Annotated in this window: 12 protein-coding genes and 1 pseudogene; 4 read left to right on the top strand and 9 right to left on the bottom strand. The window is 62.4% G+C overall.

Annotation, left to right across the window (positions count from 1 at the left end; translation table 11 throughout):
- The first annotated feature begins 162 nt into the window (after nucleotides 1–162).
- The 4 genes and pseudogenes from ACYQ8E_RS17135 to ACYQ8E_RS17120 all read left to right on the top strand — a co-directional run.
- Nucleotides 163–2,520, top strand: a complete 2,358-nt coding sequence (locus ACYQ8E_RS17135) for a hypothetical protein (protein ID WP_066727932.1) — start codon at nucleotides 163–165, stop codon at nucleotides 2,518–2,520.
- 112 nt (nucleotides 2,521–2,632) lie between these two features.
- On the top strand, nucleotides 2,633–3,172 hold the full coding sequence (locus tag ACYQ8E_RS17130; protein WP_459860513.1) for an epoxyqueuosine reductase QueH: 540 nt from the start codon (nucleotides 2,633–2,635) through the stop codon (nucleotides 3,170–3,172).
- 2 nt (nucleotides 3,173–3,174) lie between these two features.
- Entirely contained in the window at nucleotides 3,175–3,429 is a 255-nt protein-coding gene (locus tag ACYQ8E_RS17125; protein ID WP_459860515.1) for a DUF2905 domain-containing protein, read from the top strand.
- A gap of 81 nt (nucleotides 3,430–3,510) precedes the next feature.
- A pseudogene (locus tag ACYQ8E_RS17120) lies at nucleotides 3,511–4,611 on the top strand (IS4 family transposase); the annotation flags it as partial.
- Nucleotides 4,612–4,780: 169 nt separating this feature from the next.
- Here ACYQ8E_RS17120 and ACYQ8E_RS17115 read toward each other — a convergent pair.
- The 9 genes from ACYQ8E_RS17115 to istA all read right to left on the bottom strand — a co-directional run bounded on the left by ACYQ8E_RS17115 (nucleotide 4,781) and on the right by istA (nucleotide 14,205).
- The gene (locus ACYQ8E_RS17115) at nucleotides 4,781–4,903 is read right to left on the bottom strand and encodes a FitA-like ribbon-helix-helix domain-containing protein (RefSeq protein ID WP_459861549.1); all 123 of its coding nucleotides are present in this window, start codon (nucleotides 4,901–4,903) and stop codon (nucleotides 4,781–4,783) included.
- 15 nt (nucleotides 4,904–4,918) lie between these two features.
- Nucleotides 4,919–5,527: a DUF1318 domain-containing protein gene (locus ACYQ8E_RS17110; protein ID WP_459861547.1), complete on the bottom strand. Its 609-nt coding sequence runs from the start codon at nucleotides 5,525–5,527 to the stop codon at nucleotides 4,919–4,921.
- Between the two features lie 85 nt (nucleotides 5,528–5,612).
- Nucleotides 5,613–8,852 carry a hypothetical protein gene (locus tag ACYQ8E_RS17105; protein ID WP_459861545.1) on the bottom strand — a complete coding sequence of 1,080 codons (3,240 nt, stop codon included), beginning with the start codon at nucleotides 8,850–8,852 and terminating at the stop codon, nucleotides 5,613–5,615.
- 568 nt (nucleotides 8,853–9,420) lie between these two features.
- Nucleotides 9,421–9,843, bottom strand: a complete 423-nt coding sequence (locus ACYQ8E_RS17100) for a hypothetical protein (protein ID WP_459861544.1) — start codon at nucleotides 9,841–9,843, stop codon at nucleotides 9,421–9,423.
- Nucleotides 9,824–10,435 (bottom strand): nucleotidyltransferase domain-containing protein, encoded by a 612-nt coding sequence (locus ACYQ8E_RS17095; RefSeq protein WP_459861541.1) that lies wholly within the window; start codon nucleotides 10,433–10,435, stop codon nucleotides 9,824–9,826. The genes ACYQ8E_RS17100 and ACYQ8E_RS17095 overlap by 20 nt, the downstream gene beginning before the upstream one ends.
- A 305-nt stretch (nucleotides 10,436–10,740) precedes the next feature.
- Complete coding sequence (locus tag ACYQ8E_RS17090; protein ID WP_459861539.1) at nucleotides 10,741–11,016, bottom strand: type II toxin-antitoxin system RelE/ParE family toxin; 276 nt, start codon at nucleotides 11,014–11,016, stop codon at nucleotides 10,741–10,743.
- Nucleotides 11,016–11,288: a prevent-host-death protein gene (locus ACYQ8E_RS17085; protein ID WP_459861537.1), complete on the bottom strand. Its 273-nt coding sequence runs from the start codon at nucleotides 11,286–11,288 to the stop codon at nucleotides 11,016–11,018. Before ACYQ8E_RS17085 ends, ACYQ8E_RS17090 begins: the two co-directional genes overlap by 1 nt.
- A 620-nt stretch (nucleotides 11,289–11,908) precedes the next feature.
- On the bottom strand, nucleotides 11,909–12,664 hold the full coding sequence (gene istB, locus ACYQ8E_RS17080) for an IS21-like element helper ATPase IstB (RefSeq protein ID WP_066723645.1): 756 nt from the start codon (nucleotides 12,662–12,664) through the stop codon (nucleotides 11,909–11,911).
- Between the two features lie 14 nt (nucleotides 12,665–12,678).
- Nucleotides 12,679–14,205: an IS21 family transposase gene (gene istA, locus ACYQ8E_RS17075; protein WP_066723643.1), complete on the bottom strand. Its 1,527-nt coding sequence runs from the start codon at nucleotides 14,203–14,205 to the stop codon at nucleotides 12,679–12,681.
- Nucleotides 14,206–14,269: the final 64 nt, after the last annotated feature.

Raw genomic sequence — 14,269 nt, 5'->3', positions numbered from 1 at the left:
GACAAAAGGGGTTTTAGAAAACCGGGCAATATGTTACTTTTCACTCAAAGGGGGGGCCTGCACTAGCCCTGCTGAGTTCGCCCCCGGGGCCGTCACTGTGGCGGCCCTTTTTATACCCTGGGCTGCCAACCCTCCGGACCTTGGCCATTGGTTCTCCCTGCGATGAGCAAAGACTCCCTCGATCAATTTACCCGCCAGTTGGCCCGCTGGGCAGAAGAACAGCTGGAGCGAAGCCGCTCTCCGTTGCGCCGGATCGACCTTTCGCCACGGGTGTTGACCCCGCAGGGGGCGCTTTACCCGGATCTGGTCCTCTGGATCAACCGGGACAGCGGCATGGCCGGGGGGGTTATTCTCGTCCCGCCCCGGGAGAGCGATTGTAGTGAGGAGCAGGGACGCCTTTGCGCCCATGCCCTTGGTTTGCGGCATTTTGTCGTATGGGGGGCGGATGAGATTGTCTTCTGGGAAATTCTCCCCGGCGGATTGTCCCGGCACCGGACGGTTGCCGCCCCACCTGCCGGCAGCGACGCCACTAGCTTTCGCCATACCCTGGCCACCGTCCTGGAGGAGATCAAATATCTCACCGTTGCGGGGTCCCTCACCCCGGAGGAGCTTCCGCCCCATTACCTTGTCAACCTTTGTCTGGGGGGACTTGCAGAGGTTGTCCCCGGACTGAAGGAACTGATGCGGGTCGCCTGCAGCGAAGGTCGTTGCAGTGCGACAGGCGTTCCTCCCGAGCAACAGGCGCAAGACAAGGCGTTCTTGACCCTGGTGCGGATTGCGGCACTGCTCCACCTCGACCAGCTGCCGACAGCGGTCCAACCGGAGGGACTGGAGCGGGCGATGCTTTTTGCCATCGATACGCTTCCGGCGGAACTTCGCAAGGCACTGGCTCCCCTCCCGGGCGAATTCCCACTTCCTCTCGATATCGCCGTCCGCTTCCACCACCTGTCGCGGCGCCTGGCCCAACTCGGCGGGTGTCAGGACAGTCAGCGGCTTGCCCGGGTCCTGGAACTGCTGCGGGAGGACCACCAGCTTCCCCTCGGCCAGCACGCCCTGACGGCACCCGTCCCGAAAACCCGCGGACCGCGGTTGATTGCAAACCTGGCCAACATTCCCCCAGGCCCTGAAGATTGGGAGGTAGCGCCACCGTCCCTGCTGGCCTGCTCTGTCCTGTTGCGCCATCTGCAAGGGCAGCCGGCGGCGCGGATTCAGGCCGCTGACCCGTTCCAGCTTCCCGGGACGCCGGCACCGACCCTGATCCTCGCGGCCCTGACCTCCCCGACCACGCTCCCCGCCCGTGAGCGGGCGGCACTGCAGGCCGGTTTGCGAATCTCGTGGCCGACCCGGAGATTTCGCCTCCCCCCGGATCTACCCCGCTGGGGGTGGGAACTTCTCCATCTCGCCGGGCTGGCGGCCCGGGAGGGGAAACTGCGGCTGAAGGTCCCCGGGGACTGGCTCAGCGCCCCCTTTGCCGATGTCTTGCTCGACACACTGCGGGAAGATTTCTCGATCGGCGAGATCCGCCGCATCTCCGCCCATCAAATGGAGATCGACCTCTGTAAAGATGGGGGCGCCGATAGCACCTGCCTTGTCAATCCGGGAAGGGACAACCGCTACCTGGAAGGGGAGCTTTCCCGAAAGGCTCCGGCCCTCTTCTGGGCCCTGGCGCTGGACCTCCCCGACCCGGTCTGGACCCTTTTTGAGAACGGCCACCTCCATCTCGATCCCTCTGGCAACTCGCCGCAAGACCTCGAGGCCGGGGTGAACCTTTTTGTCGCTTCAAGCCTCGGCCGATTGCTCTGGCAGGTGGCCGGCAATAACCAGCCGCTGCCCGGACCAAGAAGGTTTGCTGCGACCTGGGGAAAACGGCCCTTCCCCTTGCCCAACCGGGACATCCTGACCCTGTTGCAACGCCTGGCCGAGGAACACCCCGCCACTCCCAGCACCGCCGAGATCGATGCCGAACTCGCCCCCTGGTTTGCCCTCCCACTTTCCGCCACTGGCAGGGTCGCCAACCACCAGGAGCCAATGGCCACTGCGGCGGCGGCTACGCCCACGCCGACTCTTGATTTGGCCGACCTGAGCAACACGCTTTATCGGGAAGTCTTCAGTGACGGGCTACCGCTCTTCCCCGAGCATTATCTTTTTGACCATTTCCGCCCAGAGCTGCAAGAGTACCGGCTCAGCCTGCCGTTACAGCGAGGAGAGCCATTCTTCGGCCGGGTAGTTCTGACCGGCGCCGACGGCGACAGCTTTGAAGTCTCCTCCGAGCTGGCTGCCCAGGCGGTTGAATTGGCCGCCGCCGCCGGCAGGGAAGTCGTTCTGCTCCCCGCAGACCCCCTGATATTGCAAAATATTCTCGGCCGTTATCTGCAGGACTTGCAGACGCTTCACGAGGCGCTGTTACGCCGGGCCCACCTTCTGCTCACCAATCCCCGGCAGGCAAGGGCAGTCGCGGGAAAACTCTGGGAGAGACTCCCGCTCCCGCCGCCGGAGTTCTTTCGCGCCAAGCAGAGGTAATGCCGGGAACGGCCATCGTAGTGCCGGTGGCCAGGATGGATAAAATCTGCTGAAACTGGCAGAGAAAACTGTTATCATTCGAGAACATGTCCCCTCCATCAAGAAGGTCGCCATGAACGTTCTATTGCACCTTTGCTGTGCGAACTGCGCTATCTACCCGGTCAAGGTTCTACGGGAGCAGAACCACCAGGTCACTGGTTTTTTCTTTAACCACAACATCCACCCGTACCAGGAGTTCAGGCGACGGCTGGAAACGGTCCGCGACTATGCGGCCGGGGTGGAACTCGAGGTCCAGTATCGGGAGGACTACCAGCTGGAGGAGTTTCTGGCCCAGGTCGCCCAGGTCCCGCTCTTGCGCTGCGATTATTGCTACCACTCCCGTCTTGAAGAGACCGCCCGGCGCGCTGCCGACCAGGGTTTCGACGCGTTTAGCACCAGCCTGCTCTACAGCCGCTATCAGCAGCATGAGACAATCCGCAGCCATGGCGAGTCCCTCGCCCATCAACTTGGCATCAAATTCCTCTATCACGATTTCCGGCCTGGCTGGCGCGAGGGGATCGAAACTTCCAAGGCGATGGGGCTCTACCGCCAGCAGTACTGCGGTTGCATCTATTCGGAGAAGGAACGCTACTGTCCACCAGCCCGGACCTGAAGATGCCCCTCGGCAAGCTGCTCATCCTGATCGGCCTGTTATTGGTCTGTGCCGGGGTTTTTCTCTCCCTGGGGGGAAAGATTCCGCCCCTCGGCCGGCTCCCCGGCGATCTTCACATGGAATCGAAGAACTTTTCCTTCTATTTCCCCCTCACCACCTGTATTCTGGTTTCACTTCTCCTCTCCCTCAGTAGTGTCCGGTTAGCAAATTGCATTCACCCAAAGTTGCAGATAATTGTAAATATTTTCACAAGTTAGCGTATTTTTTGCTTGACAAATCGTCGTGAAGTCGGCGCGGCGATTTTCGTAAATACCTATTTTATATGAGGATTTACGAAAATGTCATTACTTGTTCGCTGCCACCGTACCCGGCTTAGCAGGCGCTCCATTGTCCGACTTTTTACCCCGTTCAAGGGCGCTCTCGAACATGCCCCGGTTCTTGAGGCCCGAGGCAACAGGCCACTTCAGATGACGTTTGAAGATCAGTTGAAAATCCTGACCTACTATCACCTCGAAGAGCATTCTTCGGGGCGTCATCTGCTTCAGGTTCTGACGCAGGAAGATTTTGCCGCGACTCATATTGCACCGCCCGGCGGTATCCGGAAAAGCGCCTTCTTTGAGGCGATCAATACCCGAGGGCTGGAGCAGATGATTCATGTTTACGAAGACCTGCAGAAACAGGTCTCACAAAAGATTCCTGTCGCCAAAGACATCTCCGATCTCGGCGATCTGATCGCCGTCGATGGTTCGCTGATTGACGCTACGCTGTCCATGCTCTGGGCGGACTATCGAGACGGAGCCAAAAAGGCCAAGGTTCACCTGGGGTTCGATATCGGTCGTGGTGTCCCCCAGAAAGTCACATTAACCGACGGCAAGGGCGACGAGCGTCCTCAGGCGGAACGGCTCGTGGCTCCCGGTCAGACAGGTGTCTATGACCGCTATTACCAGTGTTACAAAAACTTTGACGACTGGCAGGATCAGGGACGCCACTTTGTCTGCCGCATCAAAGCCAGTTCTCGTAAGACGGAGTTGAGCGCCAATCCTGTTGTCCCCGGCAGTCATGTTTTCTATGACGCCAGGGTGTTGCTCGGCACCAAAGATGTCAACCAGACCGAACGAGAAGTGCGTGTGGTCGGCTACAAGGTTGACCAAAAATCCTATTGGGTCGCCACCGACCGCTTCGATCTGACCGCCGAGCAGATTGCCTTGATCTACAAGCTACGCTGGACGATCGAGTCCTTCTTCGCCTGGTGGAAGCGCCACCTCAAGGTGTATCACCTGATTGCCCGCAGTCCCTACGGCCTGCTGGTGCAGATCCTCGCAGGGTTGATTACTTATTTGCTGCTGGCCATCTACTGCCACGAAGAGCATGGCGAACGTGTCAGCATCAACAGGGTGCGTGAGCTTCGCAACAATATTCGCAACGAGGCCGCCGAGGATGCGGCCGCAGGCTTAGGGCCTCCCGATATCATTGACTTGGACTTCGGAGCCTATGCAACTTCTTAACCGGACACTACTGCCCAAAACAGGCTTTTTAGCTTGTTTTGGGCAGGGTTTTTCATGGATTTGATTTGTATTTCGACCAGTTGGCTTGGTCCGACCCCGGAATTCACAAGGCCTCCCGCAGCAACCGCAAGGTCACGGCGTTGACGCTGACGCCCTCCCGGCTGCCCCGCTCCTTCAGGGCCTGGGCGGTCTGGTCGTCGATACCGCGTAAGGTCATGGTGGCCATGCCCGGAAACTACCCCTACTTGCGCGACCAGCTCCCCGATTCCCCCTCCACATACCATCCCTTGCTCGCCTGTGCCTGCCAGGAATCGGCAAAAATCGCCTGCACTTCATCGGCCTTATCGGGGAAGCCGTTGGCCCGCGCGATCTCCTGGTAGAGGCGCAGCCGGTCGTCGTTTTCCGCCTGGACCAGCCGGGTCGCCTCGGCCCGGGCCTTCAGATCGAGGCCGTCACTGGTGCGCAGCTTGAGCAGACCGTCGTTGCCGATCCCGACCTGTCCGCCGTCAAGATAGGGGAAGAGCCTGGTTGAGCGTGCCTTGATGCTCGCCTGGATGGCGCGGATTTCCGGGGTGCTGACGTTGATATCCTGGGCGGCATAGGCCACCCCCGGCTGCCAGCCGTGGAAAAAGGAGCTGCCCGGGGCTTTCTCCCCGGCAGGCGGCGGGGTCGGGGTGGCGGGAATGGTTGGGGCGGCGGGGGAACCGGGCCGCTCGCTCCAGACTTCATTGACGATGCGATCGGCGGCGCCGCGCATCTCCTCGGCGGGGAAGTAGATATTAATGGTGACGCAGGAGACCGCCAGCAGCAGGCAGGACCACAACAGATAACGCAGCAGGGCAGGCTTCATGAACAGCTCTCCTTCGAAAAGAGGTCAGGGGCAGGTCCCTTGTGTGCCGGATCGTTCCTTGACTATACTCCGCAATCGGGCTATTTCAACGGGGCGCGCCACTGGTACCAGCCCGGTCGAGGCGTTTGAGCCGCCTGACCATCTCCCGGAAGGAGGCGGCCGGGCTGGTGGCGATTACATCGATGCGCGGCGGCAGCCAACCGCCGTACACCAGGTAACGGTCGGAACCTTCGCGGGCGGTCCCACGCAGGCGAAAGAGGTCGTTGTCGAGGGTACAGGCAAAGCCGATGTTCCGATAGCGGTAGAAATCGATAAAGCGATAGATCCCCCGGGAGAGGGCCGCCGAGAGTCCACCCTGGCTGAGAATGGAGAGGTTGTTCAGGGCCTTGACGCTGATGTTGCGGGTACCGCTCTCCCGCGAATGGAGGGTCGCCGCAAAATGGGTGGGGGTCGTGCCGAAGAGGCGCAGCTGGTGGATATGGCCGTCCACGACCCCGTTCATCTCTCCGAAGGCCAGAGTGCTGGTCAGGCGATAGAGGTCGATGCCGGAATAGTCGATATCGGCGAGAAAGACCGGGTAAGGGGAGAAGAGTTCCCGTACCTGCATATTGCGCAGCTCGATCTCCCCGCCAAATACCTCGATGCGGGCCTCCCCGGCGATCTTGAGTTCGCCGCCCAGGTAATGGAGCCGGCCGAGGTCGGCGCTGATGGCGCCACGCAGCTCCGGCCAGGCCAGCTCACGGGTGAGGGTCTGCAGTTCCACGTTGGTGACCCTGATCTGGGCGGCGAGTTCCGGGGCGTGGGGCGGCAGGGCCAACTCGAGATCCACCAGCGCCAGTTCGCCGCCGGCCAGAACGAGGTGCAAAGCCCCCGGCAGGCGCAGCTGGCCGGGGCGCGCAAGGATTGCCATCTCACCCGAAGCGGCGTGCAGGGGGCCGGCGCGCAGGCTGGTCCAGGCCAGGCGGGTGGAAGATTCTCCTGCGGCCGCCAGGGTCCCGAGCTGCAGGGGGACCGTACCGCGAAGCCCGGCGAGCCGGATCGTCTCCCCCCAGCCGAGGGTTGCATCGCGGGGTTCCAGGTTCAATAGCAGGCCCCATTCCGGCGCCCGGCGGAGCCCGCGAACGCCGATCGCCAAGCCGCCGGCCAGGGAGAGCTTTTTCAGTTGCGGGAAGGCCTCCCCGAAAAGGCTGCGCCCCGGCCCTTCCAGGGCCTCCTTCAGGTCCGGCAGCTCGATCACCCCGTCCAGGACAGCGTCTGTCGTACCGATCTCCCCGGTCAGGTCGAGCCTGCCGAGGTGGGGGACCGCCAGATGCGCCGGGGCGACGTGTAGGGTACCCTGAGCGAAGGTTCCCCGCATTCCGAACCGGGCGGAGACTTCCGCCAGGGAGAAGTAATAGGCGCCGAAGAGGAGCTCGCCGCCGGCCAGCTCCCCGTCCAGGGCCAAGCGTATCGGGGTCGCCGGGGCGGCCACCGCCTCCCCACTGATCTTCAGCCGCTCGCCGAGAAGAGCGGCAAGACCGTCGGGCGCCATCCAGGAGGGTTTGCCGACCGCCAGCTCCTTCAGCCGCACCGACCACCCCGCCCCGTCCAACTCCCCCTGAAAGCGCCCGGCGAGGGTGGCGCTCAGCGCTCCCGCCAGGGCGCCGTCCAACCGCCCTTTCCGCAAGCGCCACTTTGCGCCGGCGCGCGACAGGGTCCCGGCGAACTCGCCGCTGAAGGTGCTGAGCGCAGCAGCCCGGGGCAGAGTCACCTCCCCGGCCCGGACCAAAAGGGCCAGCTCCGGCCGCGCAGGACTGCCGCCGATCCCCACCACCAGGGAGAGTTCCCCGGCCAGGGAAGGGAGCCCGAGGCCCGGTTGCTGCCGCGGCAACCGGGCGAGGGCGGGCAGCTGCAGATCGACCGTACCGGCCCAGTTCTTTTCGCCCAGGTGCAGCGTCCCCCGCCAGAGGTTTCCCGCTCCCAGTTCCCCCTCCCCGTTCAGGTTCCAGCTGTCCGTCGCCCCCTCGCCCGCCAGGATAAACGGGCCCAGGCGAAGCGTCCGTTCCCCCGTGCGGACCTCGCCGGAGCCGCCTTCGATTTTGATCCGCAGTCGCCGGCCATCCCAGGCCGGCTCCAGCACCAGTTGCTGCAGAGACCATTGCGGCTCGGCCGGCAGTTGTATCCCCGCCAGGGCGAGCAGGGGCCGCAGTGCCCGGTCATCGAGCTGCGCCAGTTGCAGCGCCGCGCTCAGCTCCCGCCCCGGCCCGGCCGGCGAGAAGCGCAAGGGACGGACAAGAAGCGACTGTCCCCGCCAGTCGAGGCGGGTCAGCTCCAGGGTTGGCGCGGGAGCAGGGCTCAGCTGCCCCGCGAGGGAGAGGGGATCTCCGGCCGGCCCGAGACGGGCCGACAGTTCCCAGAGGAAGGGAGTGCTGGTGCCGGAATGGCCGGTCAGCACCAGGTTCTGCAGCAGGGGCCGGGAAAAGTCCCTCTCCAGGGCCATGGCTCCAAGCTGCATATCGAGGCGCCAGGCGCCGTTGGCCAGCTCCGGGCGCAGGCGAAAGCCCGCGATCCGCCAGGGGAGCTTCCCTGGCAGCGTCGTCCCGAAGGCCCGGGCCAGGGGACGCATCTCACCATCGGTCACTCCGGCCAGCTGAACTTCGCCGCTCAGGGCCACCAGCTTCCCCTGCTCCAGGGTCAGCCGCAGCGGCTCCTGCAAAAGCTCCCGCTCGCCCCAGGCAAGGTGCTCGATCCGGGCCTGCAGGGTCCCGGCCCAGGTTCCCGCGGCCGCGAGAGAGAACCGCTGCTCCGGGTTGCTGGCGGAGCGCAGCTGCAAGGCGAGTTCCCATTGGCGCCCGAGCTTTCCGCGGCCGACGAACCGCCAGCCAGGCCTCCCGGCACCCGTCGACAGCTCTCCGTCGCGGCACTCGATCTCGGCGATGGCGAAGGGGGGCGATTCGGGCCAGGAGAAGGCTGTGCTATCCGTCGCCTTCTCACGGGAAAAGAGCCGGATTTTCGGTCCCACCAAAACCAGCCTCGGCAACCTTCCCGCGGTCAGCAGTTCCCGACCGAGACCGAGCCCCAGGCGTTCCATCTCCAGTTGCCAGTCCCCCGGCCGCCGGACCCTCACCCCGGTGATCTGCAGCCCCTCCCGATCCAGCAGCAAGCGCTCGATCTCCACCTCCGCCTGAAACCGCCGGGCCAACTCGCGGACCAGCAGGGGCCGCACCACCTCCTGCAGCAGTCGATCCCGAAAGAGAAAGACGGCGCTGGCGGCCAACACGGTCACCAGCAGGGTCAGGGCGAAGATTTTCCGAAAACGGCGCAGGAGGATGGAGTGGGCTCTCATGCCCCTGAGTATAGTGGAGAAGGGGGCGGGTGGCGAATTCCCCGGGAATGGCCATCAAAAAGGCAGCGATTTCCCGGGTTCAGAAGATGGCAATGGGGAGGGGGATGCGCGGGACAGCCATTCAGGCCAGACCCTCGGGCCTGCGCAAACAACAACCATCCAGGTTGCAACTTTGCAGGCCTTTGGCCTCCCCCCGGGAGCCCGGTCACCGATACACGTCGTTGTGACTGCCGATGTCGAGGAGGATAATCTCCCTCTCGGTGATCATCAGGCGGGCGCGTCGTCCCCGAGCGCTTTAGTTCCTGGGCAGGGATGGTATTCATGGCTGGTCTCCTCGGGGTACTTGATCTGGTACTGAGAAATCCTGCCGGGACCTTGGAGTGCAACGATTCGCTGCTATTCGGCCTTTCCGTTGCACCTGGTGCAGGCGTCGAGGATTATCAGAGGGGGCACCGCCCATGGCGATTTTAACGCCGAAAACAGGCCTTTAAGCCTGTTTTCGTCAGATATTTTCATGGATTTGATTTGTATTTCAGGTAGTTGGCTTGGTCCGACCCCGGAATTCGAATCAGGTGACGGGTCCCATTTCGTCGACCTTCTCAAGGAGACGCCCTGTTGCTCGTACCAGGTCGGCTACCAGCTGTTCACTGATATCGAGAAATCCTTCGTACTCGCCGCGGTTGCGAAGGTTGTGGCAGTGAGACAAAACTCTCCAGACCTCCGGTCCCACACCCAGGGTATGCGGAAGGCATTGGAACACGATGAAGCGCGTATCTGCACGATAGCCATACCAGCGCAGTGCTGCCAATGCGAGTGCATGCGATGCGTTGTAAGCCAGATCGAACCGGCTTTCCAGGGCAAGGGCGTCTCTGCGAGAATCATTCAAGCGCGCCCGTGCCGAGCGCACGAGGCCATCGAATTCCGCCTGATCGGGTGGTTCCTTCTTCAGCTGGCCGGTATTGGCAAGGTTCTCAAGGTTTGGGGATGTCATTCCTTGTCCCGATCAGAAATATTTTCGGCTGGTCCATGATCCTGGAAAGAAAGCTGCTGTCGGCCAACAGCTTGTCGCGAATTTCGGCCGGCCGGTAAAGCGTTGGATTCACGGTTCTGCCCAGTTTCGATTCAACCGGCGCGAGAACGGAAAAGAGCCTGTCGTAGGACAGATCTTCCGAAATGATCATGACATCGATGTCGCTCTGAGCCTTATCGGTCGCCTTGGCGACCGATCCGTAAACGAAGGCCACCTGGATTTGGTCCGCCAGCTCTGCCAGGGCCAGGCGCAGCAGATCACCGACACCGAAGGTCTTCAGTACGATGCCGCGCAGCTCCTCAAAGATCGGTGATTGCTGGTCGGCCTGGTAGTGCGTCTGGTTGCCGATCTTCCTGACCGACAGCAGCCCGGCCCGGGAGAGCTTTTCCAGCTCCCGCTGAACGGTTCCGATGCCGATGCCGGCGAGCCGGAAAATCTCCTTGGCATAGTAGCTTCTGTCCGGGTTCCCGAAAAGCAGTCCCAGAACCTGGCGCTGCGTCTTGGAGAAAAGGGCTTCGCCCAGGCCGGTATGTTTCGTCTTAATCGTACCCATACTGGGAACTATAGTTCCCATTTTGGGAACGATCAACAAAAAAGTTCCCACGTACCTCGATGACAGAAGGGGAACTTTCGGCTGCCGGGACCTTGGAGTGCAACGAACCCCTTCTATCTCCGGACTTCCCGTGGCGCTTGGTGCAGGCGTCTGGGACTATCAGAGGGGGGGGGGACTGCCTGGGACGATTTTGATGCCAACAACAGGCATTTAAGCCTGTTTTTGGCAGAGATTTTCATGGATTTTATTTTGATTTCAAGGAGTTGGCTTGGTCCGACCCCGGAAATCGACCCGGGCAGCGACCGTCACCGATACACTTCGTCGTGACTGCCGATGTCGAGAAGGACAATCTCCCGCTCGGTGATCATCAGGGTGAGGGTGATGCGGTAGCTGTGGGTCAGGCTCACCGCATGGCAGCCGGAGAGTTTGCCGCCGAGGGGGTGCAACTCCAGGCGCGGCTGGAAAGGGTCGGCCTGCAGCTCTGCAAGGAGTCTGGCAAAGCGGGGCTTTAAGTCGGGATGCTTTTTGAAGAACCTGCGGGCCTGGCGCAGGAACTGTTCGGGCGTAACGAGGGTAAACATCAGGCGGGCTCGTCGTCCCCGAGCGCTTTCAGCAGGTCGTCGGCGGTAACGAACTTCCGCACCCGGCCGGCCTTGACATCCTCGAGGGAGGAGCGCACCCGGGCCAGGTAGGCCTCCTGCGCCTCCGCTACCAGTTGCTGGTAGCGCTCCTCCGAGAGGACCACGTAGTGCGGCTGGTTGTTGCGGATTACGTGGACATCCCCCTTGGCAATGACGTCGTCAACCGCGGCAAGCCCGCGGCGCTTGAGTTCCTGGGCAGGGATGGTATTCATGGTTGGTCTCCTCTGGGTATTTGATCAGGTACTGAAAGATCCTACCCTCTCGGGACCTGGAATGCAACGATTCGCTGCTATTCGGCCTTTCCGTTGCACCTGGTGCAGGCTTCGGAGAGGGGCAGCGGGCACCGTCCGGGGCGATTTTGATGGATTATATTTTGTTTTCAATGGGTTAGCCTGGTCTTACCCCGACAATCAACGCGAAGTTAAGTATACTGTCCCCGGAACTTCGAGGGCCATGAGGATGGCGATGGGGACGAGGATGGTGTAGGGGATGTCTTTGAGGATCGGGATCATGGGGGGCTCCAAGTGAGCTGAGATAGACATTGTCTTGTACTAGGTCAAGGTTCAGTCTTTCAGTCCCGAATCTCAGGACGGTCGAATAAGCTCAACATCCAAAGGTCAGAAGCGTTTCCAGACGAAATACCCACTTGTCAGGCGGTGTAAATCAGTTTGTGTAAATGGCTTGGGTTTTTGTCGTCAGTAAACCGGCAACCTGCCTTCGAACAAGATTGCGGATTCCGATGAAAGTTGCCAGCCGTTCCAGCGCAAAGTTGCCACTCGTTCCAAGGCAAAGTTGCCAGTGATCGGAGCGTAGCGACGCTGGAGTTTTTGTCTTACGCCAAGTTGCCGATCGGGTCAAGCTGGGATCGCCGTTTGCGCATCGATTCTCCTTTCAAGGTGAGCCGGTAGGCGTTGTGGATGAGGCGGTCGAGGATGGCGTCGGCGACCGTCGGATCCCCGAGGTAGTCGTGCCAGGCTTCGACCGGAAGCTGGCTGGTGATCAGGGTCGAACGCAGATTGTGGCGGTCCTCGAGGATTTCGAGCAGATCGCGGCAACCGGCGGCGGTCATGGGGGCGAGCCCCCAATCGTCGAGGACGAGCAGTTGAGTCTTGGCGACTCTATCCATCATCTTGGGGTAGCGGCCGTCGGCCCGCGCGAGGGCCAGTTCCTCCAGGAAGCGGGGCAGGCGCAGGTAGAGGGTCTTGCAGCCGAGGCGGCAGGCCTTGTGAGCCAAGGCGCAGGCGAGGTAGCTCTTGCCGACGCCGGTGGGGCCGGTGATGAGAATGTTGTGGCCCTTGGCGAGGTAGCGACCGCCGGCCAGCGCCAGCACGAGGTCGCGGTCGAGTCCCCGGGGTGCCCTCCAGTCGAGGTCCTCGATGCAGGCGCTCTGACGCAGCCGGGCCGTGCGCAGGCGAGTGGTGAGCCGGCGGCTGTCGCGCTCGGTCTGCTCGCGGTCGACCAGCAGGCCGAGGCGCTCCTCGAAGCTCAAGGCATCGGCGGTCTCGCTAAGGCGCTGTTCCTGAAGGGCCTTGAGCATGCCGGTCAGCTTGAGGGCGCGCAGTTTGTCGTCGGTGGGGTGGCTGAGCATGGTGGTCTCCTTGGTCAGTGGTAGTAGCCGGCGCCGCGGATGTTGTCGTGACTCGGCAGCAATGAGAGTTGGGATTCGGTGGACTCGGGGAGCGACTGGCGGTCCAGTCCGGTTTTGAGGATCGAGGCGACGCTCTTGAGGCGACAGGCGTTTGTTGCCAGGGCCCGCTGGCAGGCCGCTTCCAGGCGCTCGGGCGTGTAGGTCTTGGCCAGCCGGATCAGCCCCAGGACGCTGCGGTAGCCCTGCTGGGGATGGGCCCGTGAGGCCAGGATCTTCTCTGCCAAGGCGGCGGTGTGCGGTCCGGTTTTGGCCGCCCAGGAAACCAGGCGCTGCGGCGTCCATTCGGCATACTCCCTGTGGCTTTTGGGCATGTGCTCGCCGAGAGTGGTGTGGCGACCGCGCTCAGAGGAGCGGACATGGGAGGCCACCCGTTGCCCTTTGTGCAGAAATTCGACGGTGGTCGCCGTCAGGCGCACGTCGAGCTGCTGCTTCACCAGCACATACGGGACCGAGTAGTAGTGGTGGTCGACTTCGGCATGGTAATCGATGTTGACCCGCGCATGGCGCCATTCGGCGAACGTATAGGGGGTCGCCGGCAGAGGATTCAGAGCCGGACGTTCCAGGGTGTCGAAGAGCTGCTGGCGGCAGCCGGGAAGCTTCTTGAAGGGGCGCCGGTTGAGGTGCTCCACCAGCTCCCGAATGGCGGCGTTGGCCTCGGCCAGACTGAAGAAGGTACGGTTGCGCAGCCGCGCCAGGATGAAGCGCTCGGCGACCAGAACCGCCGCCTCGACCTTGGCCTTGTCTTTGGGTTTGCGCACCCGCGCCGGAATCACCGCGCAGCCATAGTGAGCGGCCAGCTCCGCATAGGTGGGGTTGATGTCCGGTTCGTAGCGGCAGGGTTTGGAGACGGCGCTTTTCAGGTTGTCCGGAACAACGATCTCGGGCACTCCGCCGTAGAAGGAGAAGGCCCGGACATGCGAGCCGATCCAGTCCGGCAGCCCTTGGGTCCAGGTGGCTTCGGCAAACGTCTGGGAACTCGCCCCCAGGGCCGCGACGAACAGTTGCGCTTCGCGGATCTCGCCGGTGCGGCGGTCGACGATCGGCAGGGTCTGGCCGGTGTAGTCGACAAACAGCTTCTCGCCGGCTTTGTGCACCTGACGCATCGACAGACGCAGTTTGCCGGACCACTCACGGTACAGATCGCAGAAACGGCTGTAGCGATACCCCTCGGGATGGCTGTTCTGGTATTCCTCCCAGAGCAGCCCCAGGGTGACGCCCTTGCGCTTGAGTTCCTGATGGATGGTCGCCCAGTCGGGCATGGGGCGCTGGTCGGCGGGAATGACTGGCGCTGGCGGAAAGAGCAACTGTTCAAGTCGGGTTTCGTCCAGATTCTCTGGCAGCGGCCAAGACAACCCGGCGTGAGCGGCGCGTCTCAGAAATTCGCCCACCGTGGTGTGTGACGTGCCGACGGAGCGGGCGATGGCCCGCTGTGTCAGGCCGGCTTCGTAATGCAGACGCAGAACGTCCTTGATCTTGCGCATGGATAACCTCGTGTGTGCCAATGGGACCACCTCCTGGAAAAAGTCCAGAAGGTTGTACCCCGCG

Source organism: Desulfuromonas carbonis, from assembly GCF_054658035.1.
The sequence above is the reverse complement of the archived record's forward strand: the minus strand, read 5'-3'. Positions and strand labels throughout refer to the sequence as shown.